General features: G+C 70.3%; 22 protein-coding genes. 16 read left to right on the top strand and 6 right to left on the bottom strand.

The features are described 5' to 3' along the window. Positions 1-26 precede the first annotated feature (26 nt). The 13 genes from HDC36_RS17905 to rpmG all read left to right on the top strand — a co-directional run bounded on the left by HDC36_RS17905 (position 27) and on the right by rpmG (position 14061). A complete protein-coding gene (locus HDC36_RS17905) occupies positions 27-761 on the top strand; it encodes a suppressor of fused domain protein (RefSeq protein WP_179569999.1) in 735 nt (244 codons plus the stop codon). Beyond that, complete coding sequence (locus HDC36_RS17900) at positions 758-1723, top strand: NAD-dependent epimerase/dehydratase family protein (protein ID WP_179569997.1); 966 nt, start codon at positions 758-760, stop codon at positions 1721-1723. Before HDC36_RS17905 ends, HDC36_RS17900 begins: the two co-directional genes overlap by 4 nt. Positions 1724-1831: 108 nt before the next feature. Then, positions 1832-2554: a glycosyltransferase family 2 protein gene (locus HDC36_RS17895; RefSeq protein WP_179569995.1), complete on the top strand. Its 723-nt coding sequence runs from the start codon at positions 1832-1834 to the stop codon at positions 2552-2554. Position 2555: 1 nt separating this feature from the next. Then, positions 2556-2897, top strand: coding sequence for a lipid-A-disaccharide synthase N-terminal domain-containing protein (locus tag HDC36_RS17890; protein WP_064542378.1), 342 nt, complete (start codon positions 2556-2558; stop codon positions 2895-2897). A 198-nt stretch (positions 2898-3095) separates the two neighbouring features. Beyond that, complete coding sequence (locus HDC36_RS17885; RefSeq protein ID WP_255432799.1) at positions 3096-3623, top strand: transposase; 528 nt, start codon at positions 3096-3098, stop codon at positions 3621-3623. Positions 3624-3890: 267 nt separating this feature from the next. Further along, positions 3891-5720 (top strand): DUF885 family protein, encoded by a 1830-nt coding sequence (locus HDC36_RS17880; protein ID WP_179569993.1) that lies wholly within the window; start codon positions 3891-3893, stop codon positions 5718-5720. Positions 5721-6062: 342 nt separating this feature from the next. Next, a complete protein-coding gene (locus tag HDC36_RS17875; protein WP_179569991.1) occupies positions 6063-6437 on the top strand; it encodes a hypothetical protein in 375 nt (124 codons plus the stop codon). 55 nt (positions 6438-6492) lie between these two features. Then, positions 6493-7764 carry a TolC family protein gene (locus HDC36_RS17870; RefSeq protein WP_179569989.1) on the top strand — a complete coding sequence of 424 codons (1272 nt, stop codon included), beginning with the start codon at positions 6493-6495 and terminating at the stop codon, positions 7762-7764. 401 nt (positions 7765-8165) lie between these two features. Further along, entirely contained in the window at positions 8166-9437 is a 1272-nt protein-coding gene (locus tag HDC36_RS17865) for an efflux RND transporter periplasmic adaptor subunit (RefSeq protein WP_255432798.1), read from the top strand. Positions 9438-9592: 155 nt separating this feature from the next. After that, entirely contained in the window at positions 9593-12805 is a 3213-nt protein-coding gene (locus HDC36_RS17860) for a CusA/CzcA family heavy metal efflux RND transporter (protein WP_179569985.1), read from the top strand. A 3-nt stretch (positions 12806-12808) separates the two neighbouring features. Continuing rightward, complete coding sequence (locus HDC36_RS17855; RefSeq protein WP_179569983.1) at positions 12809-13474, top strand: cation transporter; 666 nt, start codon at positions 12809-12811, stop codon at positions 13472-13474. 172 nt (positions 13475-13646) lie between these two features. Then, positions 13647-13883, top strand: a complete 237-nt coding sequence (gene rpmB, locus HDC36_RS17850) for a 50S ribosomal protein L28 (protein ID WP_003467012.1) — start codon at positions 13647-13649, stop codon at positions 13881-13883. Positions 13884-13893: 10 nt separating this feature from the next. Then, positions 13894-14061, top strand: a complete 168-nt coding sequence (rpmG, locus tag HDC36_RS17845; protein ID WP_170867542.1) for a 50S ribosomal protein L33 — start codon at positions 13894-13896, stop codon at positions 14059-14061. Positions 14062-14291: 230 nt separating this feature from the next. Here rpmG and HDC36_RS17840 read toward each other — a convergent pair whose 3' ends face one another. From HDC36_RS17840 to HDC36_RS17815, 6 genes are all read right to left on the bottom strand, one after another. Then, positions 14292-15179, bottom strand: a complete 888-nt coding sequence (locus HDC36_RS17840; RefSeq protein WP_179569981.1) for an amidohydrolase family protein — start codon at positions 15177-15179, stop codon at positions 14292-14294. Between the two features lie 11 nt (positions 15180-15190). After that, on the bottom strand, positions 15191-16213 hold the full coding sequence (locus tag HDC36_RS17835) for an amidohydrolase family protein (protein WP_179569979.1): 1023 nt from the start codon (positions 16211-16213) through the stop codon (positions 15191-15193). Between the two features lie 28 nt (positions 16214-16241). Beyond that, the gene (locus HDC36_RS17830) at positions 16242-17543 is read right to left on the bottom strand and encodes a carbohydrate porin (RefSeq protein ID WP_179569977.1); all 1302 of its coding nucleotides are present in this window, start codon (positions 17541-17543) and stop codon (positions 16242-16244) included. Positions 17544-17636: 93 nt separating this feature from the next. Then, complete coding sequence (gene dctA / locus HDC36_RS17825) at positions 17637-18953, bottom strand: C4-dicarboxylate transporter DctA (RefSeq protein WP_179569975.1); 1317 nt, start codon at positions 18951-18953, stop codon at positions 17637-17639. A 42-nt stretch (positions 18954-18995) separates the two neighbouring features. Next, entirely contained in the window at positions 18996-20030 is a 1035-nt protein-coding gene (locus HDC36_RS17820) for a 4-oxalomesaconate tautomerase (RefSeq protein ID WP_179570546.1), read from the bottom strand. A gap of 70 nt (positions 20031-20100) precedes the next feature. Next, positions 20101-20775 (bottom strand): 4-carboxy-4-hydroxy-2-oxoadipate aldolase/oxaloacetate decarboxylase, encoded by a 675-nt coding sequence (locus HDC36_RS17815; RefSeq protein ID WP_179569973.1) that lies wholly within the window; start codon positions 20773-20775, stop codon positions 20101-20103. Between the two features lie 101 nt (positions 20776-20876). Here HDC36_RS17815 and HDC36_RS17810 point away from each other — a divergent pair, with 101 nt between their 5' ends. From HDC36_RS17810 to HDC36_RS17800, 3 genes are all read left to right on the top strand, one after another. Then, positions 20877-22136, top strand: coding sequence for a LysR substrate-binding domain-containing protein (locus HDC36_RS17810; protein ID WP_179569971.1), 1260 nt, complete (start codon positions 20877-20879; stop codon positions 22134-22136). Positions 22137-22199: 63 nt separating this feature from the next. Beyond that, entirely contained in the window at positions 22200-23618 is a 1419-nt protein-coding gene (gene cls, locus HDC36_RS17805) for a cardiolipin synthase (protein WP_179569969.1), read from the top strand. Between the two features lie 115 nt (positions 23619-23733). Further along, a complete protein-coding gene (locus HDC36_RS17800; protein ID WP_179569967.1) occupies positions 23734-25164 on the top strand; it encodes an FAD/NAD(P)-binding protein in 1431 nt (476 codons plus the stop codon). Positions 25165-25215 lie beyond the last annotated feature (51 nt).

The raw sequence follows: 25215 nt of genomic DNA, 5'->3' as shown, positions 1-25215 counted from the left end.
CAGCCTGGCGCCCGAGTGAGCGACGCATGAGTTCCGAGTCCTCCGCCGACATCGTCAGCCTCAGCGGCACCCCGATCCTGCGCCACGGCGAGGCCAGCGCCTGGCAGCCGGCGCAGGGCGAGATGTGCCTGGAACAGATCAGCGAGCACATCGAGGCGCACCTGGGTCCAGTGGCGACGGTCTTCCACGAGATCGTGTCCGATACCGTGCACATCGACGTGCACCTGGTCGCCCCGAGCGCGGACTTCCCGTTCGCGCGCCTGGTCACCTCGGGCATGAGCGATCTGCCGATGACCCTGCCCGAGGGCGTGGCGGCGCCGCGGTACCTGGAACTGGTGATGACCCTGCCGGGCGACTGGCGGCTGCAGCAGGACGCGTTTGACGACGAACGCTGGTACTGGCCGATCCGCCTGCTCAAGGGCCTTGCGCGGCTGCCGCACAAGCACGCCACCTGGCTGGGCTGGGGGCATACCGTGCCCAATGGCGATCCGGCCGAGCCGTATGCGGCGAACACCGCGCTCGACGGCGCGATCGTGCTGCCGTCCGTCACTGTGCCTGACGGCTTCGAGGAACTGGCCGTGGACGCCGACAAGACCATCCACTTCCTGGCGGTGGTGCCGCTGTATCCCGAGGAGATGGCGCTGAAGCTGCGCGAGGGCAGCGACGCGCTGCTGGACAGGTTCGCCGCGCACGAGATCAGCGACATCGTCGATCCGCAGCGTCGCAACGTGGTGCGCAAGCGGCGCTGGTGGCAGCGATGACGGTCCTGGTCACCGGCGCGGCCGGCTTCGTCGGCGCCTACACCTGCCGTGCGCTGGCCGCGCGCGGCGAGACGGTGGTGGGGCTGGACAACTACAACGACTACTACGACCCGCAGCTCAAGCGCGACCGCGTCGCCGCGCTGTGCCCGCAGGCCGATATCCGCCGGCTCGACCTCACCGACCGCGACGGCCTGACCGCGCTGTTCGACGAAATCCGTCCCGCGCGCGTGGTGCACCTGGCCGCGCAGGCGGGGGTGCGCTATTCGCTGCAGAACCCGTACGCCTACGTCGACAGCAACCTGGTCGGCTTCGTCAACGTGCTGGAACTGTGCCGGCACCGCGGCGTGCAGCACCTGGCCTACGCGTCGAGCAGTTCGGTGTACGGCGATTCGGCGACGCCGCCGTTTTCCGAAGACCAGCGCATCGACCAGCCGCGCTCGCTGTACGCCGCGACCAAGGCCGCCAACGAGCTGATGGCCTACACCTATGCGCAGCTGTACGGCCTGCGCGCCACCGGCCTGCGCTTCTTCACCGTGTACGGGCCGTGGGGCCGGCCGGACATGGCGCCGCTGCTGTTCAGCCGCGCGGTGCTGGCCGGGCGCCCGATCGAGGTGTTCAACCACGGGCGCATGCGCCGCGACTTCACCTTCGTCGCCGACATCGTCGCCGGCGTGCTCGGCGCGCTCGACCACCCGTCCACGGACGCGGTGCCGCACCGCGTGTTCAACCTGGGTAACCACACCCCGGTCGAGCTGGAGCGCTTCATCGGCGTGATCGAGGCCGCCGCCGGCCGCGCCGCCGAGAAGGTGTACAAGCCGATGCAGCCCGGCGACATGGTCGAGACGATGGCCGATACTGCGCGCGCCCACGCCGCGTTCGGCTTCGATCCGAGCACCCCGATCGAGGTCGGGCTGCCGCAGGTGGTGCAGTGGTGCCGCGAGTATTTCGGTGCCGCGGCCTGACGCTTCAGCCCCGGGTCACCGGCCCGGGGCACAATGCGCGGTCTTTTTGCGGCGTTGCCGTCGTTCCCCGCGTTCCCCCATTGCGTTGCCGTCGAGCCTAGTCGAGCCATGAACCAGCCTTCCCTTTCCGTCGTCGTCCCGGTGTTCAACGAGCGCGACAACGTGCCGCCGCTGGTGGCCGAGATCGTCGCCGCGCTGCGCGGCGTGACCGACTTCGAGATCGTCTATGTCGACGACCATTCGCGCGACGACACCCTGGCCGTGCTGGACGGGCTGAAGGCGAGCGTGCCGGAGCTGCGGGTGCTGCACCACGTCACCCAGAGCGGGCAGAGCACCGCGGTGCGCAACGGGGTCAAGGCCGCGCGCGGCGCGTGGATCGCCACCCTCGACGGCGATGGCCAGAACGACCCGGCCGACATCCCCAAGCTGCTCGCCGCGCGCGCCGCCGCCGCCGCGCAGGTCAAGCTGTTCGCCGGCTGGCGCGTGTCGCGGCAGGACTCGGGCAGCAAGCGCTGGGCCTCCAAGTGGGCCAACGCGATCCGCGCGCGCATGCTGCGCGACGACACCCCCGACACCGGCTGCGGCATCAAGCTGTTCGAGCGCGAGGCGTTCCTGGACCTGCCGTACTTCGACCACATGCATCGCTACCTGCCGGCGCTGATGCAGCGCGCCGGCTGGCAGACCCTGAGCGTGCCGGTGAACCATCGCCACCGCACCTCGGGCGTGTCCAAGTACAACAACCTCAACCGCGCGCTGGTCGGCATCCGCGACCTGCGCGGCGTGGCCTGGCTGATCGCGCGCAGCCGCCGCACCGTGGTGCAGGAGCGCTGAGATGGAAGCGCATTTCCTCAACGAACCGATCCAGGCGCTGTACTGGACCGGGCTGCACGTCACCGGCTGGAAGCTGATCGGCTACGTCGGCGCGCTGATGTTCGGCGGCCGCTGGCTGGTGCAGTTCGTCGCCTCCAAGCGCGCCGGCAAGCCGGTGATCCCGCGCCTGTTCTGGTACATGAGCGTGGTCGGCAGCCTGATGACGCTGAGCTACTTCCTGTTCTCGGCCAAGCAGGACTCGGTCGGCGTGCTGCAGAACCTGTTCCCCGCCTTCACCGCGTTCTACAGCCTGTACCTGGACATCAAGCACCGCGGCTGGCACCGGGATCGCGCGTCGCATTGAGGCAACGGCGGTTGCTATCGAGGGCAGTCAGAAGCCGAGGCGAGGCTGAAGTGCCCGGCATGGCGCCTCTTGTGGGAGGGACTTCAGTCCCGACGCCTTGCAGGCTCCGCCATCGCGCTCTGTGCATTTTCCGATAGCGCCTCGGGTCGATCCCCGATGGCGCCGCCATGTCCCAGCGACGACGCTGGCGGCATGCACATGCAACCTCCCCGCGGCTCTCGCGCGTTGCGCGCAGGGCGCTGCACCGAATCGGGCCGCATCTATCTGGTGACGGCGGTAACCTGCGAACGCCAACGCCTGTTCGAGGACTGGCGCTGCGCCTGGGCCGCCGCGGCCTGCCTTGCCAATGCCGCGACATGGGACGATGCGCAGTTGCTGTGCTGGGTGTTGATGCCCGATCACTGGCATGGACTGCTTCAACTCGAAGGCAACCGTCCATTGTCGAGCGTCATGCAGAACGCCAAGGGCAGGGCGGCCAGGGCGGTGAATCTGGCACGGGGCCGAGGCGGGTCGGTGTGGATGCCAGGCTTTCACGACCATGCGCTGCGCCACGAGCGAGACGTCTTGCCGAGTGCGCGCTATATCGTCGCCAACCCGTTACGTGCGGGCCTGGTGGACAGGCTTGGCAGGTATCCGTATTGGGATGCGGTCTGGCTGGATATGGCGAAGGGCAGGAGTGCTCGTTCCGACACTGTAATCCGGATGGTGCACAGAAGAAGTGGGTGAATTTGGGGAGGGTCGTGCTCCGCTCGTCGCGACTGAAGTCGCTCCCACAATGGCTCGCCGGGAGCGGGAAGGCGCTGTGGGACCAGCTTCAGCGCCAATGCCGGCGGCAGCTGTCGGCCAGGGCTGTTCGGCCCGGTCGGTTCGGCAGAGCGCAGCGCGTCGTCGTTGTCAGTCTCCGATCAGTGCAGTGCCAGGACTTCCGGCCCACCCCCTGTTGCACGCAGGATGCGATCATCGGGATCTCGTTCCCACTGCCTGCCGCCGCCCATGCCGATCGCCAAGACCCCGCTGGCCGCTTCCCTGTTGCTCGCGCTCGCATTCGCCACGCCGGCGCTGGCCGCAGCGCCGGCCGTCCCGCCGGCGGCGGCCACCGCCTCCGCTGCCGATGCCCGCTTCCAGGCCATCTACGAGAAGGAGTGGACGTGGCGGCAGGCGCAGGTCGGGCAGGCCGACGAGGACAGCGACAGCAGCGGCGACAACCAGCAGCTGCCCGACGTCGGCGCGGCGGCGCAGGCGGCGCGGCTGAAGGTGTGGGACGACGTGCTGCGCCAGCTGGATGCGATCGATCCGGCGCAGCTGTCGGCCGACAACCAGGTCAACCTGGCGGTGTACCGCCCGCAGATCGAGAACCTCGCCGCCGCGGTGCGCCTGCGCGCCTACGAGATGCCGTTCAATTCCGACAGCTCGTTCTGGTCCGACCTGGGCTTCATGGCGCGGCGCACGCTGCGCACCCCGGCCGAGTACCGCGCCTACATCGCGCGGCTCGACGACGTGCCGCGCTACTTCGCACAGCAGACCGACAACATGCGCGCCGGCCTCAAGCGCGGCTTCAGCGTGCCGCGCGCGGTGCTGGAAGGGCGCGACGGGTCGATCGCCAACGTCGCCGAGCTCAAGGATCCGACCGCGGCCGCGCTGTACGCGCCGTTCAAGCAGCTGCCGGCGCAGATCCCGGCCGCCGAGCAGCAGGCGCTGCGCGCGCAGGCGCAGGCGGCGATCCGCGACAAGGTGATCCCGGCGTACGCGCAGCTGCTGCGCTTCTATCGCGAAGAGTACGTGCCGCAGGCGCGCACCACGCTGGCCGCCGAAGCGCTGCCCGATGGCAAGGTCTACTACCAGCAGCAGATCCGCGAATACACCACGCTGGAGATGCGCCCGGAGCAGATCCACCAGCTGGGCCTGCAGGAGGTGGCGCGGATCCAGAAGGAGATGGACGCGATCATCCGGCAGGTCGGCTTCAAGGCGCCGGCCGGGCAGCAGACCTTCCCGGCGTTCCTGCAGTTCCTGCGCACCGATCCGCAGTTCTACGTCAAGACGCCGCAGGAACTGCTCGATCGCGCGGCGTGGATCGCCAAGCGCGTGGATGGCGAAGTCGGCAAGTTCATCGGCACGCTGCCGCGCGGGCGTTTCACCATCGTGCCGGTGCCGCCGGAGATCGCGCCGTTCTGGACCGCCGGCCGTGGCGGCGTCGGCACCTATTGGCTCAACACCTACAACCTGCCGTCGCGCCCGCTGTACAACCTGCCGGCGCTGACCCTGCACGAGTCCTCGCCGGGCCACTCGCTGCAGGGCGCGCTGGCCGAAGAGCAGGGCGCGCAGCCGGCGTTCCGCCGCGAGAACTACATCTCCGCCTACGGCGAAGGCTGGGCGCTGTACACCGAAAAGCTGGGCAAGGAGATGGGCATCTACGAAACCCCATACGAGGACTTCGGCCGGCTCAGCTACGAAATGTGGCGCGCCTGCCGGCTGGTGATCGACACCGGCGTGCACCACAAGGGCTGGACCCGCGAGCAGGCGCTGGCCTACCTGCGCGAGCACACCGCGCTCAGCGAGCACGAGGTCACCACCGAGGTCGACCGCTACATCTCCTGGCCGGGGCAGGCGCTGAGCTACAAGCTCGGCGAGATCGCCATCCTCAAGCTGCGCGCCGAGGCCGAGCAGGCGCTGGGCGCGGACTTCGACATCAAGGCCTTCCACGACGCGGTGCTGAAACAGGGCTCGGTGCCGCTGCCGGTCTTGCAGCAGCAGGTGCGCGCGTTCATCGCCGAGAGCAAGCAGCAGGCCGCCACCCGCAAGTCCGCCGCGGCCAAGCCCGAATAACCGCTGTGGCGAAACCGCGCGCATGCCCTCCCTTCTCCCACTGGGAGAAGGTGGCGCGCAGCGCCGGATGAGGGTACGACCGCTCGCGTAGCATGAGGGCACAGCGGCCAACCTCGGATGAGGGGACGCCGCCCTCGCGGCATGAAAGCGCAGCGGCGGCGCCGGCGAATGGCACGATCGCCTCATGGCATGGAAGCGCAGCGGTCAGCCCCAGCCGGCCAATGCGCGACCGACGCAGGCTCGCGATCGTCGGCACCGGAGGAGGCCACCGCCGCCGCGCGCTCCTCCCCCCGTCTCCCGCCTGCGATTGTGTAACCCCACCCGCATCGCTAGGCTGGCGCCATGTCCATCCGCCGTGCCCGCCTGCTCCACCCCTTGCTGCGCCTGATGGCGCTGGCGATGCTGGCGCTGGGCGTGTTGGTGGCGCCGGTGGCCTGCGCGCTGGGCGATGTGCATGCCTTGGCGCACGACCAGGCGCACGTGGACGAAGAAGCGCCGCACCGCGGTGATGGCGATGGCGCCGGAGAACGCGATGGCGCCGGCCTGCTGCACGCGCTGATGCACAGCGGCTATTGCCACGGGCAGAGCCCGGCACTGCTGTCGTCGCTGATCTGGCAGGGCCTGCCGTTGGCCGCGCAGCCGCGCCCGGTCGCGGGACATCAGGACTACCGCTCGCACCTGCTGGACACCCCGCTGCGGCCTCCGATCGCGGCTTGATGCACCGCCGGCGCCCGCCGGCCCGTCCATCGATCCCCGAATCCGGAGAAGTCCCATGTGGTTGCGACTGGTGGCTGTTGCCGCCTTCGCGGTCGCGCCCTGCGCGTGGGCGCAGGCCGTGCCGCCCGATGCTGTGCTCACCCTGGACGACGCCTTCGCCCGCGTCGCCCGGTCCCATCCCGACCTGCGCCTGGCCGACGGCCAGCGCCGCGTGCTCGCCGCCGAGGCCGAGCGCGAGGCGCTGCGTCCGCCGCTGCGGCTGGGCGCCGAACTGGAGAATGCCTTCGGCAGCGGCCCCGCACGCGGCCTGGACCAGGCCGAACTGACCGTCAGCCTGGCCGGCGTGCTCGAACGCGGCGGCAAGCTCGACGCGCGTCGCACGCTGGCGCAGGCGCGCATCGACGCGCTGGCGCCGCAGCGCGAACTGGCGCGGCTGGACCTGCTCGCCGAGGTCGCGCGCCGCTACCTGGCGATCGCCGCTGCCGCGCAGCGCCAGGCCATCGCCGCCGCCGACCTGGCGCAGCGCCAGCGCACGGTGGCCGCGGCGCGGCAGCGGCTGCAGGCCGGCGCCTCGCCCGAATCGGTGCTGCTGACCGCGCAGGCGCTGCAGGCGCGTGCGGAACTGGACCGCGACCGCGCGCAGCAGGAGCACGCCGCCGCGCGCCGCCACCTGGCGGTGCTGTGGGGCGAACGCGATCCCGGCTTCGCGCAGGTGACCGGCGATCCCCTGGCGTTGCCGGCAGTGCCGGACTTCGACCTGCTGGCCGCGCTGCTCGATGCCACCCCGGAGCTGGCACGCTTCGCCGGCGAGGCGCGCGTGCGCGAGGCGCGGCTACGGCTGGCGCGCAGCCAGGCGCGGCCGGACCTGGACTGGCAGTTCGGCGTGCGCCGGCTGCAGGACGGCGACGCCACTGCGCTGGTGGCCGGGATCTCGCTGCCGTTGGGCAGCGCGGCGCGCGCGCAGCCGGAGATCCGCGCCGCCGAGGCCGAGCGCGACCTGCTCGGCGTGGAGCGCGAAACCCAGGCGCTGGCGCTGTACTCCACGCTCGCCGACGCGCACGGCCGCTACCGCGCCGCGCAACTGGAAGTGGCGCGCATGCACGACGACGTGCTGCCGAAACTGGCGCGCGCCGAGGCCGCCGCCGAGCGCGCCTATCGCGGCGGTGCGATCAGCTATCTGGAATGGGCGCAGCTGCAGGCGCAGCACGGCGATGCGCGGCGGCAGCAGCTCGCCGCCGCGATCGAGGCGCAGACCGCGCTGATCGAGATCCAGCGCCTGACCGGGCAGCCATTCGTGCTCGCGTCCGCGGCGCAGGTGGCGCGATGAGCCGCTCGTTGCCGTTGCGCATTCGCCGCGCGCTGGCGTCTGCCGGCGCCGTCCCGACGAATGGAGCGCCATTGCCGTGGTCCGTGCGGCAGGTCGTGCGCAGCGTCGCGCGTGCCTGGTGCCACCGATTGCTGACCGGCGCGACCATCTCCGAGGCAGTCGTACGACGCCGCACGCTGTGCCAGCACCGCGCGCGACATGCAGCGCTGGCGCTGTGCATAGCGCCGGCCGACGCCAGCCGCTCTGCGGACACGGCGATCGCCAGCGCCGCTCGCGAGGATCCGCCGCCTGCCATGCCGTCGCGCGCGCCGCGCCATGCGGCGCCGGCGAATGCCATCGCATCCCACCCCCTTCTCCCGATGCCTGGCGCCCGCCGCCGGCATCTTTCAGGACTTCCTACGATGAAACTCAAATCCGCTGCGCTGATCGCGCCGCTGTTGCTTGGACTGCTGCTCGGCGGTTGCGCCGGCGCGGGCGACGACGCCAGCCACGACGAAGCCGACGCGCATGGCGACGGCGGCGAAGCCCATGCCGAGGAAGCACGCAAGGGCGCGCATGGCGGCCGCCTGCTCGAACAGGACGGCGCCGCGGTCGAACTGGCGATCACCGAGGACGGCACGCCGCCGACCTATCAGGCCTGGCTGTACCGCGACGGCAAGCCGTTGCCGCCGGCCGCCGGCAGCGTCGAGGTGCAACTCAAGCGTCTGGGTGGCGTCGCCGAGACGCACCGCCTGCGCGCGCGCGACGACGGCAGCCTGCTGGCCGACAGCGTGGTGCGCGAGCCGCATTCGTTCGACGTCGAGGTGCGCGCCACGGTGCAGGGCAAGGCGCTGCGCTGGACCTATCCCAGCTACGAAGGCCGCACCGAGATCGCGGCGAAGATCGCCGCCGATGCGGGCATCCGCGTGGCCCCGGTCGGCCCCGGCAGCATCGCCGACGAGCACGAGGTGCAAGGCCTGCTGACCCCGGCCGAAGGCGCCCAGGCGCAGGCCACCGCGCGCTTCCCCGGCCCGGTGCGCAGCCTGCGCGCCAATGTCGGCGACCGCGTGCGCGCCGGGCAGGCGCTGGCCACGGTGGAAAGCAACCTGAGCCTGACCACCTACACGATCAGCGCGCCGATCGCCGGCACCGTGCTGGCGCGCAACGCCAGCGTCGGCAGCAGCGCCGCCGAGGGCCAGGCGCTGTTCGAGATCGCCGACCTGTCCACGCTGTGGGTGGACCTGCACATCTTCGGCGCCGATGCCGGCCACATCGCCGCCGGTGCGCCGGTGACGGTGACCCGGATCAGCGACGGCACGGTCGCGCAGACCACGCTGGAACGCGTGTTGCCGGGGACCGCCACGGCCAGCCAGAGCACGGTGGCGCGCGCGGTGCTGCGCAACGAGGACGGTTTGTGGCGGCCGGGTTCGGCGGTGAAGGCGCGGGTCACGGTGGCGCAGCAACCGGCCGACCTGGTGGTGCCGGTGACCGCCTTGCAGACCTTCCGCGACTGGGACGTGGTGTTCGTGCGCGTGGGCGAGACCTACGAAGTGCGGCCGCTGCAACTCGGCGCGCGCGATGCGCGCCAGGTGCAGGTGCTGTCTGGGTTGAAGGCCGGCGACCAGGTGGTGGTGGAGCAGAGCTACCTGGTCAAGGCGGACATCGAGAAGTCGGGGGCGTCGCATGATCATTGACCTGCGCACCGCGCCCTGGCCCCCCTGTAGGAGCGGCTTCAGCCGCGACAGACACCCGACCGTAGACGCGATGCCGGCAGAGCGGTCGCGGCTGAAGCCGCTCCTACAAAAGAGCGGCGCGCCATGCGACTGCCCCGCACACGGAGGCCGCCGCCATGCTCGCTAACCTGATCCGCTTCGCCATCGCGCAGCGCTGGCTGATGCTGGCGCTGACCGGGGTGCTGATCGCGATCGGCGCATGGAGTTTCTCGCGCCTGCCGATCGACGCCACGCCCGACATCACCAACGTGCAGGTGCAGGTCAACACCGCCGCGCCCGGCTATTCGCCGCTGGAGGCCGAGCAGCGCGTCACCTTCCCGCTGGAGACGGTGCTGGCCGGCCTGCCGGGGCTGGAATCCACCCGCTCGCTGTCGCGCTACGGGCTGTCGCAGGTCACCGTGGTGTTCGCCGACGGCACCGACCTGTACTTCGCGCGGCAGCAGGTGGCCGAGCGCCTGCAGCAGGTGAAGGCGCAGCTGCCGCCGGAGCTGGAGCCGCAACTGGGGCCGATCGCCACCGGCCTGGGCGAGATCTTCATGTACACGGTCGAGGCCAAGCCGAACGCGCGCAAGCCCGACGGCAGCGCCTGGACCGCCACCGACCTGCGCACGCTGCAGGACTGGGTGGTGCGGCCGCAGCTGCGCAACGTGCCGGGCGTGACCGAGGTCAACACCATCGGCGGCTATGCGCGGCAGATCCACATCACCCCGGATCCGGCGCGGCTGGTCGCGCTCGGTTTCACCCTGGACGATGTGGCGCGCGCGGTCGAGGCCAACAACCGCAACGTCGGCGCCGGCTACATCGAACGCAATGGCCAGCAGTTCCTGGTGCGGGTGCCGGGGCAGGTGAGCGGCATCGCCGAGATCGGCGCGATCGTGCTGGACCGGCGCGAAGGCGTGCCGATCCGGGTGCGCGACGTGGCCCAGGTCGGCGAAGGGCCGGAGCTGCGTACCGGCGCCGCCACCCAGGACGGCAGCGAGGTGGTGCTGGGCACGGTGTTCATGCTGGTCGGCGCCAACAGCCGCGCGGTGGCGCAGGCCTCGGCGGCCCGGCTCGAACAGGCCAATCGCAGCCTGCCGCCGGGCGTGCAGGCGGTGCCGGTGTACGACCGCACCGCGCTGGTCGACCGCACCATCGCCACCGTGGCCAGGAACCTGGTCGAAGGCGCGCTGCTGGTGATCGCGGTGCTGTTCCTGCTGCTGGGCAATTTCCGCGCCGCACTGATCACCGCGGCGGTGATCCCGCTGGCGATGCTGTTCACCCTCACCGGCATGGTCCGCGGCGGCGTGTCCGGCAACCTGATGAGCCTGGGCGCGCTGGATTTCGGGCTGATCGTCGATGGCGCGGTGATCATCGTGGAGAACTGCCTGAGCCGCTTCGGCCAGGCGCAGCAGCGCCTGGGCCGCGTGCTCAGCGCCGCCGAGCGCTTCGAGCTGACCGCGCAGGCCACCGCCGAGGTGATCCGTCCCAGCCTGTTCGGCGTGGGCATCATCGCCGCGGTGTACCTGCCGGTGTTCGCGCTGACCGGCATCGAAGGCAAGATGTTCCACCCGATGGCGATCACCGTGGTGCTGGCGCTGACCGGGGCGATGCTGCTGTCGCTGACGTTCGTGCCGGCGGCGATCGCGCTGACCCTGGGCGGCAAGGTCGCCGAGCACGAGAACCGCGCGATGCGCTGGGCGCGGCAGGCGTATGCGCCGCTGCTGGACGGCGCGCTGCGCCACGCGCGCTGGATCGGCGCCGGTGCGCTGGCGCTGGTGCTGCTGTGCGGCGTGCTGGCCACGCGGCTGGGCACCGAGTTCATCCCCAACCTCGACGAAGGCGATATCGCCCTGCATGCGCTGCGCATTCCCGGCACCAGCCTGGAACAGGCGATCGCCATGCAGTCCACGCTGGAGCGGCGGATCAAGCAGTTCCCGGAAGTGGCGCACGTGTTCGGCAAGCTCGGCACCGCCGAGGTCGCCACCGACCCGATGCCGCCGTCGGTGGCCGACACCTTCCTGATCATGAAGCCGCGCGCGCAATGGCCCGATCCGCGCAAGCCCAAGGCGCAGTTGCTGGCCGAGATCGAGGCGGCGGTGCAGCAGTTGCCCGGCAACAACTACGAGTTCACCCAGCCGATCCAGATGCGCATGAACGAGCTGATTTCCGGCGTGCGCGCGGACGTGGCGATCAAGCTCTACGGCGACGACCTGGACACGCTGGTGGAGGTCGGCCGGCGCATCGAGGAGGTGGCCAGGACCGTGCCCGGCGCGGCCGATGTCAAGCTCGAGCAGGCCACCGGCCTGCCGATGCTGACCGTGGTCCCGGACCGCATCGCGCTGGCCGGCTATGGACTCAATCCCGGCGTGGTGCAGGACACGGTGGCGGCCGCGGTGGGCGGGCAGGACGCCGGGCAGCTGTTCGAGGGCGACCGCCGTTTCGCCATCGTGGTGCGCCTGCCCGAAGCGTTGCGCCAGGATCCGGCGGCACTGGCCGACCTGCCGATCCCGCTGCGCGGCGACGGCGAGCGCGGCGACGCCGACGAGTCTAGTCGCGCGCCCGGCTGGCGCAGCGGCACGCCGATCACCGTGCCGCTGCGCGAGGTGGCCAAGGTGGACACCGTGCTGGGGCCGAACCAGATCAACCGCGAGGACGGCAAGCGCCGCATCGTGGTCACCGCCAACGTGCGCGACCGCGACCTCGGCGGTTTCGTCGCCGAACTGCAGCGCCGCGTGCAGGCCGACGTGGAACTGCCCAGCGGCTACTGGATCGGCTACGGCGGCACCTTCGAGCAGCTGATCTCGGCCGGGCAGCGCCTGGCCTGGGTGGTGCCGGCCACGCTGCTGCTGATCTTCGCGCTGCTGTACTGGTCGTTCGGCTCGCTGCGCGACGCGGCGATCGTGTTCAGCGGCGTACCGCTGGCGCTGACCGGCGGCGTGGTCGCGCTGGCGCTGCGCGGCATCCCGCTGTCGATCTCCGCCGGGGTCGGCTTCATCGCGCTGTCCGGGGTGGCGGTGTTGAACGGGCTGGTGATGATCGCCTTCGTGCGCAAGCTGCGCGAGGACGGCCTGCCGCTGGCGCAGGCGCTGCGCGACGGCGCGCTGGCGCGGTTGCGGCCTGTGCTGATGACCGCGCTGGTGGCGGCGCTGGGCTTCGTGCCGATGGCGTTCAACGTCGGCGCCGGCGCGGAGGTGCAGCGGCCGCTGGCCACGGTGGTGATCGGCGGCATCGTCTCGTCCACGCTGCTGACCCTGCTGGTGCTGCCGGTGCTGTACCGCTGGCTGCACCGGCGCGACAATGCCGCAGCGGCGTCCGCCCCGGCGGATGCTCCGACCTTGGCGAGGTGAGCGATGGCCGACAGCTGCTGCGGGTGCGGCAAGACCCTGGATGTGGCGGCGATGCAGGCGCGCCAGCGGCGGGTGCTGTGGTGGGTGCTGGCGATCAACGCCGGCACCTTCGCGATGATGCTGGGCAGCGCCTGGCACAGCGGCTCGGCCTCGCTGCTGTCCGGCAGCCTGGACAACCTCGGCGATGCGCTGACCTATGCGCTGAGCCTGGCCGTGGTCGGCGCCAGCCTGGCGGCGAAGGCGCGGGTGGCGCTGCTCAAGGCCGCGCTGATCCTGGCCGCGGCGCTGGCGGTGGCCGCCGGCATCGGCTGGAAGCTGCTGCACCCGCAGCTGCCGCTGTTCGAGAGCATGGGCGTGGCCGCGGCGCTGAACCTGGCGGCGAACCTGCTGTGTCTGCGCCTGCTGTGGCCGTACCGCCGTGGCGACATCAACCTGGCCTCGGCCTGGACGTGCTCGCTCAACGACGTTTACGAGGGCGGCGCGGTCATCCTGGCCAGCATTGCGGTGTGGGCGTTCGGCGCCGGCTGGCCGGACCTGCTGATCGCCGCGGCGCTGCTGCTGCTGTTCCTGCGCTCGGCCTGGCAGGTGGCGCGGCGCGCCTGGGCAGAACTGCGCCAGGCCCGCGCGGCGGCGGTAAGTGCTTGCGACACAAGGGAAAGGCATGCATAATGCGCGGCTCGCTGTGCCCGACTGCTGTCGGGCCGGCGGCCGGACACGCGATTTCCGGCCGGCCTCTCCCAGCGTAACTGCTTGATTTCCCACGTCGCGTGGTGGCCGCAAGGCTGCCGGGGCCGCCGTCTCCCAGGCTATGGGCGACTCAAACTATTTATCGAGGTGCGTAATGTCCCGCGTATGCCAAGTGTCCGGCAAGCGTGTGCAGACGGGTAACAACGTCTCCCACGCCAACAACAGAACCCGTCGTCGCTTCCTGCCCAACCTGCACGAGCGCCGCTTCTGGGTCGCCAGCGAGAACCGCTGGATCAAGCTCCGTGTTTCCGCGCATGCGTTGCGCACCATCGACAAGAACGGGATCGATGCCGTTCTGAAAGAGCTGCGCGCGCGCGGCGAAAAGGTCTGAGGAGTAAACAATCATGGCAGGCAAGCGTGACAAGATCCGTATGATTTCCTCGGCCGCCACCGGCCACTTCTACACCACGGACAAGAACAAGAAGAACACCCCGGGGAAGATGGAAATGATGAAGTACGACCCGGTCGTGCGTAAGCACGTGCTGTACAAGGAAGGCAAGATCAAGTGATCGACTGATCGCTGGATCGCCTTTCGAGGTCGACACGGAACCCGCCGCAAGGCGGGTTTCGTCTTTGTGGCGCGCGGCCTCGCTGCGATCGACTCAGGCAGCTTCGCCCGCTGCGGTCGGGCCAGCCCATCCGCTGCGGCGTGGCGATCGGACCCGGCGACGCCGGGCATGACGCCGAGGCAGCGAATGGCCGCTCGGCTTCCGCCAATCCCGAATCCCCAATCCCGGCCTCACCAATACAAGCGCATCGGATTGTCCACCAGCAGCTTGCGCTGCAGTTCGGCGGTCGCTGCGATGCGCGGGATGAAGTCGACCAGCATGCCGTCGTCGGGCATGTGCTGTTTCATGTTCGGGTGCGGCCAGTCGGTGCCCCACAGCACGCGCTCGGGGAAGCGCTCGACCAGGTGCTTCGCGAACGGCACCACGTCGTCGTAGCCGGGCGGTCCGAGGCGCGACAGCCGTTCCGGACAGCTGACCTTGCTCCAGATGTTGTCGTGCTCGGCCAACAGGCGCACAAAGCGCTGGAATTCCGGCCCGTCCACCGGCTTGCTCACATCCGGCCGGCCCATGTGGTCGACCACCACCGTGGTCGGCAGCGAGGTGAAGAAATCCCAGCGCTCCTCCAGGTCGGCCGCCTCGAAATACACCACCACCTGCCAGCCGAGCGCGGCGATGCGGTCGATGATGCGGCGGTAGTAGGCATCGGGCTTGGGATCGACCAGGCGGCGTACGAAATTGAAGCGCACCCCGCGCACGCCGGCATCGTGCAGTTCCTGCAGCTCCGCGTCGCCGACGCTGTCGCGCACTGTGGCGATGCCGCGCGCACGCGCGCCGGCGGCGCGCAGCGCATCGACCAGGGCGCGGTTGTCGGCGCCGTGGCAGGTGGCCTGTACGATCACATTGCGTTCGAAGCCGAGGAAATCGCGCAGCGCGAACAGCCGCTCCTTGCCGGCGTCGCACGGCGTGTACTTGCGCTCGGGCGCATACGGGAACACCTCGCCCGGGCCGAACACGTGGCAGTGCGCGTCCACCGCGCCCGCCGGCGGCACGAAGCACGGCTTGCTCGGGGCCGGATCGAAATCCAGCCAATCGGCATCCTTGCGGAACGTGCGCGTCATAAGCGTTCCCATCACAGGCCCCTCGCCGTCAGCTGCGCATCCAGGCGCGGATACACGCGCCGCGCGTTGCCTTCGAACACCTTGCGCTTGTCGGCATCGCAGATCGCCAAGGCATCGATGTAGCGCTTGGTGTCGTCGAAGTAGTGGCCGGTGTGCGGATCGATGCCGCGCACCGCGCCCACCATCTCCGAGCCGAACAGGATATTGCCGATGTCGATCACCTCGAACAGCAGGTCGATGCCGGGCTGATGATAGACGCAGGTGTCGAAGAACACGTTCTTCATCACGTGCTCGGCCAACGGCGGCTTGCCGAGCATGTCGGCCAGGCCGCGGAAGCGGCCCCAGTGGTAGGGCACCGCGCCGCCGCCGTGTGGAATGACGAAGCGCAGCTCGGGGAAGTCGCGGAACAGGTCGCCTTGCAGGAACTGCATGAACGCGGTGGTGTCGGCGTTGAGGTAGTGCGCGCCTGTGGCGTGGAAGTTGGCGTTGCAGCTGCCGGACACGTGCACCATCGCCGGTACGTCGAGTTCGACCATCTTCTCGAAGAACGGATACCAGGCCTTGTCGGTCAGCGGCAGGCCGGTCCAGTGGCCGCCGGACGGATCCGGGTTGAGGTTGCAGCCGACGAAGCCGAGCTCGTTCACGCAGCGCTCCAGCTCGGCGATCGAATGCGCGATCGGCACGTTCGGCGACTGCGGCAACTGGCACACGCCGATGAAACTGTCCGGGTACAGCTGCACCACGCGCGCGATCAGGTCGTTGCAGCGTCGGGTCCAGACCTGGCTCACCGCCTCGTCGCCGATGTGGTGGGCCATGCTGCTGGCGCGCGGCGAGAAGATGGTCATGTCGGCACCGCGTTCGCGCAGCAGCCGCAGCTGGTGTTGCTCGACGCTGTCGCGGATCGCGTCGTCGGAGATGCGCGGATAGTCCGGCGCCGGTTGCGTGGGGTCGTCGAAATGCGCGACCTGCGCCTTGCGAAAGGCGTCGTGCGCGGCCGGCGCGGTGGTGTAGTGGCCGTGGCAGTCGATGATCATGGCAAGCCTCGGTGGGGGAGGGAAGGAATCACCAGCCGAACAGCTGGGCGAAATGCACGTCCACACGCAGTCCCAGGATCAGCGCATCGGGGATGTCGGTGATGCGGGTGGGGGCGTAGATCGGATCGGGATTGATCACGTACTGGAGGTTGGGCATCAGCACGATGCCGGGCCGCAGCGCGTAGCCGTAGCTGATCTCGCCCAGGATCTCGTCGTTGTGCGGCGTGCCGCTGCCGCCGTGGCGGATGCGGCGGTCGCGCAGGTAGGCCATCTGCTCGGGGTCGAAGTGAGTGTCGGAGACGAACATCGCGAAGGTGTCCTGGTCGCGGCCGGCGAAGGTACCGGCCTTCACCAGCCCGGCGGCGGCGAAGTACTGCACCGCGGCGACGTTGCCGGTGTTGACGAAGTAGCGCCCGAACAGCGCCAGGTTGCGCTTGCCCGCGCCGCGCCATACGGTCTGGTCGGCCATCGCATAGGCGCCGGTGCGGGCGCCGTCCAGGCTGGCGAAGGCCTTGCCGGTGAGCCCAGCGGAATTGCCGTTGACGTCGAAGTACGGACTCTTGCCGCCGTCGCTGTTGCGATAGGCGCCGATGCGTACGGTGAGCGGCAGGCGTGCGTTGGCGAAGCTGGTTTGGTAGCCGATCTCGCCGGCGCTGAGGGTGCCGCTGCCTTCGCCCAGGGAGAAGTCCAGGCCGTTCTTGCCGGCGGCATTGAGCGCGTTGTCGTAGTCGAACACGCCGGCCTGCGCGTACCAGCGCGCATCGAAGTCGTAACGCAGCATCGCCGCCCACGACGCGTTGGGATAGGCGGTAATGCCGATGTCGGTGATGGGGCCGAATGGAGTCAGGCAGATCGCGTTGCTCATGAACGCGCAGTTGAGCGGCGAGTTGTTGAAGTAGCTGTTCAGCGGCGCGCGGCCAAGGGTGACGCTTAGGCCGTTGTCGAAGCGGTGCTTGACGGTGAGCCGGGTCAGGCGCCCGCCGGCGACCGGGCGCCAGGTCTGCTGCAGGCTGATCGAACTGCCGATTTCCTCGCGCGCCAGGTTGTCACCGGCGAACCATGCGGCCTGCAAGTCGACCTCGGTATTGCGCACGCCGAACAGCGTGTCCAGGTCGAACCTGGACTGGGCCATGAACCAGTACGAGGCGGCGGTGCCTTGGTCGGCGCCGCCGACGGGATTGCCGGCCACATTGCCGACGAAGTCGACGGTCAGGTCGACGCCGTCGGGCGCCTTGCCGGCCTTGGCGGTGGGCGTGGATGGCGGCGCGGCCTGCGCCAGCGCCGGTGCGACGGCGCCGCCGGCGAGTCCGCAGAGCAGCAGGGCCAGCATGGAAGGTGTGATGCGAGACACAGCGCCTCCTGTCCGGCCTCGCGGCCGGAATGGCGTAAGCGGGTGGCGCCCCAGCGCAGCCGGGGCAGGCGATCAGGATTGCGTGACGGCGACAGGGTGACGGCGGCGCAGCGCGCGGTTGCCGACGTACTCGGCGAGCACGGCGTGGTCGAGCTTGTCTTCCCACTTGGCGATCACGATGGTGGCCACCGAGTTGCCGACCAGGTTCACGAAGGTCAGGCCCTCGGCCAGGATGCGGTGGATGCCCAGGATAAGCGCGATGCTCGCCACCGGGATGGTGCCGGTGGTGGACAGCGTCGCCGCCAGCACCACGAACGCCGCTCCGGCCACGCCGGCTGCGCCCTTTGAGGTGAGCAGCAGTACCGCGATCAGGCCCAGCTCGTGCCAGACGGTCAGTGGCGTATTGGTGGCCTGCGCCAGGAACACCGCCACCGTAGTCAGGTACAGGCAGGTGCCGTCGAGGTTGAACGAATAGCCGGCGGGGATCACGAAGCCGACCACGCCCTCCTCGCAGCCGAGCTTCTTCATCTTCTCGATCAGCCGCGGCAGCACCGTCTCGGTGGAGGTGGTGGCGGCGACGATGACGATCTCGTCGCGGATGTACATCAGCAACCGCCACAGGCTGACGCCGCACCACCAGCACACCGTGCCGAGCACGAGCACGGTGAACAGTGCGCAGACCATGAAGAACTCGATGATCAGTTCGCCCAACGCCATCAGCGAATCGGCGCCGAACTGGCCGACGGTGAAGGCGATCGCGCCAAACGCGCCGATCGGGGCGAAGTACATGACGTAACCGATGACCCGGAACAGCGTCTGCGATGTGGCTTCGATCACCCGCATCACCGGCTCGCCGCGCTCGCCGATCGCCGCCAGGCCGACCCCGAACAGCACCGACACGAACAGCACCTGCAACACGTGGGCTTCGGTGAAGGCGCTGACCAGCGTGGTGGGGATGATGTTCATCAGGTAGGCGCTGATCGACTGGTCGTGCGCGGTATTGACGTAGTTCTTGATGCTGTTGCCGTCCAGGCTGGCCGGGTCGATGTTCATGCCGGTGCCGGGCTGCCACAGGTCGACTGCGACCAGGCCGACGATCAGCGCCAGGATGGTGATCGCCTCGAAATAGATCAGCGATTTCAGCGCCAGCCGGCCCACGCTGCGCATGTCGCGCATGCCGGCGATGCCGTGCACCACGGTGACGAAGATGATCGGCCCGATCATCATCCGGATCAGCTTGATGAAGGCATCGCCGAAGGGTTTCATCGCGGTACCCGTCGCTGGCGCCAGCCAGCCCAGAAGCACGCCGATCAGGGTGCCGATCAGCACCTGAAACCAGAGTTGTCCGAAGATTCCGAAGCGGCGCGGCCGCTTCTCCACAACTGTCATAACTACCCTCCCAGGCAATTGATGGTGAACGCCGGTGCCGGTTCAGTCGAACAGGTATCCGTCGAAGAGCTTGCGGGCGGTACGCAGGACTGCGGCCCGGACCACCGCACCGTGTGCATCGAGATCGATCACACAGCCGGTGGCGCCGCTGGGGTGTTCGACCTGGAGGTGCTGGCTGCGCCCACCGGGCAGCTGCGCCAGCGCGTGCGCCGGAGATTGCGGCAGCAGGCAGGCGGTGGCGACGCTGACCGCGCCGAGCACGCCGATCGAGGCGTGGCAGCGGTGCGGGATGAACGAGCGGACGCAGATCGTGCCGCCGTCGCGCGGCGCGGCGACCATCATCATCTTCGGCACGGTCTGGTCGGCGACCTCGCCCAGGCGCATGCGCGGCCCGGCCTGCAGGCGGATCGCCTCCAGCCGTGCCTTCAGCGCGGCGTCGGCGTCGAGCGTGTCGCGGTCCTCGTAGCCGCCGATGCCCACGTCGCTGGCGCGCAGCACCACGCACGGCATGCCGTTGTCGATCAGCGTCACCGCGATGCCGTCGATCTCGTCCACCGCGTTGCCGCTGGGCAGCAGCGCGCCGCAGGACGAGCCGGAGATGTCGGCGAACGCCAGCGGGATCGGCGCGGCGGTTCCGGGCACGCCGTCGATGCGCGCATCGCCGTCGTAGCGGACGTAGCCGTCCGGCGTCTGCACCGTGGCGGTGGCGAGCTTGCCGGTGTTGCGCATGAAGATGCGTACTTCGGTCCGCTCGCCGCTGGCGGCGACCAGGCCGCGCTCGAGCGCGAACGGGCCGACCGCGGCCAGCATGTTGCCGCAGTTCTGCGCATCGCTGACCAAGGCCTGGTCGACATGGACCTGCAGAAACAGGTAGTCGACATCGGCATCGTCGCGGCTGGAGCGCGACACCACCGCGACCTTGGAGGTCAGCGGATCGGCGCCGCCCATGCCGTCGATCTGGCGCACATCCGGCGAGCCGTAGGTGCGCAGCAGGAAGGCATCGCGCGCGGCGCGGTCTGCCGGCAGCGCATCGGCCAGAAAGAACCCGCCCTTGGAGGTGCCGCCGCGCATCCACATCGCGCGCACGCCGTGCCTGGGCCGGCTGCGGACGTCCGCGGCGGCCGCCGGCGTCGCTGCGCGAACCGGATCATCCGACATAGGTCAGGCCCTTGGCGGCCAGGCGCTCGCGCATGGCATAGATGTCCAGGCCGAGCTCGCCGTTGGCCAGGCGCTCGCGCTTGGCCTGCTCGCGCACCTCTCGTGCCTGCGCCTCTGCCAGCACGCGCGCGGTATCGGCGCGCGGTACCACGCAGACCCCGTCGTCGTCGGCCACCAGCACGTCGCCTGGCTGGATCAGCGCGCCGGCGCATACCAGTGGCAGGTTGACCGAGCCCAGCGTCTCCTTGACCGTGCCCTGCGCGCAGATCGCGCGGCTCCAGACCGGGAAGCGCATCGTGGTGAGATCGCGCACGTCGCGCACCCCGGCATCGATGATCAGGCCGCGGCAGCCGCGCGCCTGCGCAGAGGTGGCGAGCAGGTCGCCGAAGTAGCCGTCGCAGCAGTCGCTGGTCGGTGCCACCACCAGCACGTCGCCATCGCGCAGCTGTTCGATCGCCACGTGCATCATCCAGTTGTCGCCCGGCGGCACTGACACGGTGACCGCGCTGCCGGCGATGCGTGCGCCGGCGTAGATGGGACGCAGCCGGTGGTGCAGCAGGCCGCTGCGACCCTGCGCCTCGTGCACGGTGGCGACGCCCGCCTGGGCCAGGCCATGGAGCAGTGCCGGGGCGGTGCGCTCGATCTGGGTGACGACCTTGGACATCCATCCATCCTTCGTTAGGGATGACGAAGTCTGTGTGCGGAAGCTCGAACAGCTCAAGATCGTTTTGCGATATAGCCATTGGCTTTAGTTATAGTTGGGATGTGGAGGCGAAATCCGAACTCAACCTGCGGCACCTGCACGCGCTGGCTGTGGTGCGCCACGTCGGCGGCATCAGCGCGGCCGCGCCGCTGGTCAATCTCTCGCAGCCAGCATTGACCCAGGCCATTGCGCGGCTGGAGGGCCAGTTCGGCCTGGCTCTGTTCGATCGCCAGCCCGGCGGCATGGCGGCCACCGAGGCCGCGCAGTTGCTGGTGCCGCGGATCGAGCGCGCGTTGGGCTACATCGCCCGCGGCGTTCAATTGGCCAGACGTTCGCAACGCTTGCCGGCGATCGCGGCGGTGGAGCGGCGGGTGAGCCTGGGCCAGTTGCGCGCGCTGGCCGCGGTCGATACCGCCGGTAGCTATTCGCTGGCGGCGGAGCGCTCGGGCGTGTCGCAGCCGGCGATCTACCGTGCGGTGCACGAGCTATCCGAGTCGATCGAAGTGCCGTTGACGGTGCGCCGCGGCAGGACCGTGCAGCCGACCCCGGCGGCCACGCGCATGCTGCGGCTGGTGCGGCTGGCGCTGTCGGAACTGGGCGCCGGCCTGGAGGACTTGGCCGGGCTGCGTTCCAAGGATGCTGGCCGTGTGACCCTCGGCGCGATGCCGCTGGCGCGGGCGATCCTGTTGCCGCAGGTGCTGGCGCGATTCTCGCGCGCGCACCCTGGCGCCACCGTCAACGTCGTCGAGGGCCCGTACGCGGAGTTGCTCGGTCATCTGCGCGAAGGTGGGTTGGATCTGCTGATCGGCGCGCTGCGCGACCGGCTGCCGGTGCGCGACGTGGTGCAGGAAGGCCTGTTCGACGACGACCCGGTCATCGTCGGCCGCGCCGGACATCCGCTGGCCGGGCGCGATTTCGGCTTCGCCCGGCTGCTGGAGTTTCCGTGGGTGGTGGCTGCCACCGGCGCGCCGGTGCGTGCGCGCTGGGAGCGCATGTTCCGCGAGCAGGCGCTGGAACCGCCGCGCTTGCGCATCGAGTGCGGCTCGGTGCTGATCATCCGCGGCCTGTTGCTGGAGGACGACTGGCTGACGCTGATGTCGCGCGACCAGTTCCTGTTCGAGCGCCGCGCCGGCTTGCTGTGCGAGATCGGCACGGCGGGCCCGAGCGTGCGCCGCCGGATCGGCATGACCACGCGCGCCGACTGGTATCCGACGCGGTTGCAGTCCGCGTTCGTGGCCACCTTCCGCGCAGTGTGCGCCGAACGCGAGGCATCGCCGGCGCTGGCCGCCTGGCCGTTCCGACATCCGGCCCCGTCGCGCTGAGAATGCTTGCGTTTGCCGCCGCAGCCCGCAGAATCGGGCGACTTGGCGTGCGAAAGGGTCGCGATGCTGCCGTTCTGGTTGGAAGGCACCTGGCTGCTGGCGCTGGACTGGCTGATCCGGCTGGTGGCGTTGCTGTGGATTCCGGCGCGCACCACGCCCGGCGCGGCGCGCAGCTGGCTGCTGCTGGTCGGGTTCGTGCCGGTGCTTGGCCTGCCGCTGTACCTGCTGCTGGGCCACCCGTGGCTGTCGCGCGAGCGCATCCAGCGCCAGGCGCAGGCCTCGCAGGTGATCCGCGAGCAGCAGGTGCCGTTGACCGCGCTGCGCTGGACCCCGCCCGCCGACACCGCGATCGCCGAAGTGGTGCCGCTGATCGAGCGCCAGGGCGACTTCATGCCGACCCATGGCAACACCGTGGAATTGCTCGATCGCTATGCGGACTCGCTGCAGGCGCTGATCGACGACATCGACGCGGCGGTGGAGCGCGTGCACCTGCTGTACTACCTGATGTTCGACGATGCGGTCGGCGACGCGGTCGTGGCGGCGCTGTTGCGCGCCGCCGCGCGCGGCGTGCGCTGCCGCCTGCTGCTCGATGCGCGCGGCGGCAAGCGCGGGCTGCGCCGCTACCGCAAGCGCCTGCGCGCGGCCGGCGTCGAGGTGCAGGCGCTGCTGCCGGGCGGCCTGCGCTGGCGCCGCAGCGGGCGCATGGACCTGCGCAACCACCGCAAGATCGCGGTCATCGACAACCGCGTCGGCTACACCGGTTCGCAGAACCTGGCCGCGGCCGAATTCGTGCGCGGCCATCCCAACCGCGAACTGGTGGTGCGCCTGCAGGGGCCGGTGGTCGGGCACCTGGAGGCGGTGTTCGCCAGCGACTGGTTCATCGAGACCGGGCAGCGCCTGCGCGTGGCCGAAGGCACCGCGGTGCACGGCGCCGACACCGCCACGCAACTGCTGCCCAGCGGCCCGGCGTATCCGTTCGAGAACGCGCGCGATGCGGTCAACGCGCTGATCCACCTGGCGCGGCGGCGGATCGTGATGGTCACGCCGTACTTCGTGCCCGACGAGGCCACGCTCAGCGCGCTGCGCATCGCCGCGCTGTCCGGGGTGGACGTGCAGCTGATCCTGTCGGAGAGCAGCAACCAGCGGCTCACCGCCTGGGCGCAGGAGGCCTATTACGACGAACTGCTGCGCAGCGGGGTCAAGATCGCGCTGTACCGGCCGTGCTTCCTGCATGCCAAGCACCTGAGCGTGGACGAGGGCATCGCCCTGGTCGGCTCGATCAACCTGGACATCCGCTCCTTCGCGCTGAACGCCGAGATCGGCGTGCTGTGCTACTGCGCCGAGGTGGTGCAGCGGCTGCGCGCGGTGGAGGCCGATTATCTGGCGGATGCGCGCGCGCTGTCGCTGGAGGACTGGCGCAAGCGGCCCACCTGGCGGCGCAGCCGCGAAGGCATCGCCCGCCTGGCCGATGCGTTGATGTGAGTGCGCACGTACATGACAGCATGATGTCGCCGCCATGCGCGATGTTCGCGCCGACATGAGCGATGGTTCTTAGCCGCGGGCGGAGCCGGCGGGGGCATCCCTTACAATCGCCGGCATGAGCGACCTCTTGCCCACCGCATCCGATGGCGACTGCGACTGCGATATCGCCATCGTCGGCGGCGGCGCGGCCGGCACGCTGGTGGCGCTGCACCTGCTGCGGCAGGCCACGCCGGCGCTGCGGCTGCAACTGATCGAACCGCAGGCGGCGCTGGCGCAGGGCGTGGCCTATGCGACGCCGTGCGCGGAGCACCTGCTGAACGTGCCGGCCGGGCGCATGAGCGCCTTCGCCGAGCTGCCCGACGACTTCCTCGACTGGCTGCAGCAGCAGGCGCTGTATCCGGCACTGCAACGCGACGCGCTGGCGCAGGCCTACGTGCAGCGCCGTCATTACGCCGACTACCTGCGTGCGCGGCTGGCGCAGGCGCAGGCCGCAAGCCTGGCGCACTTGCAGTGGCGGCAGCAGCGGGTGGTGGCATTGGACCGGGACGCGCGCGGCCAGGCGTTGCACCTGCAGGATGGGGCGACGCTGCGCGCGCAGGCGACGGTGCTGGCGCTGGGCAACAGCCTGCGCCCGTTGCCGGCGCGCGGCGCGGCCAGCCTGCCCGCGCATGTGCGCGTGGACGCCTGGAACTACGAACAGCTGCGCGCGATCCCGCGCGAGTCCACGGTGTGCATCGTCGGCGCCGGCCTGAGCATGGCCGACAGCGTGCTGACCCTGCTCGCCAATGCGCACCGCGGCCCGGTGCACGTGATCTCGCGGCACGCGGTATTGCCGCTGCCGCATGCCGAGCATGCCGGCCACGCCACGGCCGACTTCGACCCGCAGCCGTTGCTGGCGCTGCCGTTGCGCCAGCGCCTGCGCGCGCTGCGCCGGCATGCGGCCGCGGCGCAGGCGCGCGGCCTGCCCTGGCAGGGCGTGATGGAGCGGCTGCGGCCGCTGGGCCAGGCGCTGTGGCAGTCGCTGTCGGCCAGCGACCAGCGGCGCTTCCTGCGCCATGCCGTGCGCTACTGGGACGCGCACCGGCACCGCATCGCCGCGCCGGTGTTCGCGCAGCTGCAGGCGATGCGCCGGATCGGCCAGCTGCGCGTGCACCGCGCGCGGTTGGACACGGTGTTCCCGGTCGGCGCCTGCGTGCAGGTCAACGCGGTCGGTCCCGACGGGCTGGCGCTGCAACTGGACGCGCACTACCTGGTCAACGCCACCGGCGTGGAGCTGCGCGCGCAGACCATGCGCAATCCGCTGCTGCACCAACTGCTGGGCTGCGGCCATGCCGCGCCCGGCCCGCACGGCATCGGCGTCGCCACCGCGCCCGACGGCGCGCTGCTCGACGCCGACGGCCATGCCGATCCGCGCCTGCGCGTGCTTGGCAGCCTGCGCATCGGCAGCCTGTGGGAAAGCCTGGCGATCCCGGAGTTGCGCGTGCAGGCGCAGCAGCAGGCGCAGGCGTTGCTGGGCGAAGTGCGGCCGGCGAGCGCCGGCGCATAGCCGATGCGCACGGCGCCGATGCCGCGCGTCCGATAGCGCCCTCACCGCGTC

The sequence above is a fragment of the Xanthomonas sp. JAI131 genome, assembly GCF_013410075.1.
GTDB classification, from domain to species: Bacteria; Pseudomonadota; Gammaproteobacteria; order Xanthomonadales; family Xanthomonadaceae; genus Xanthomonas_A; species Xanthomonas_A bonasiae.
This window is presented reverse-complemented; position numbering and strand designations above follow the sequence as displayed.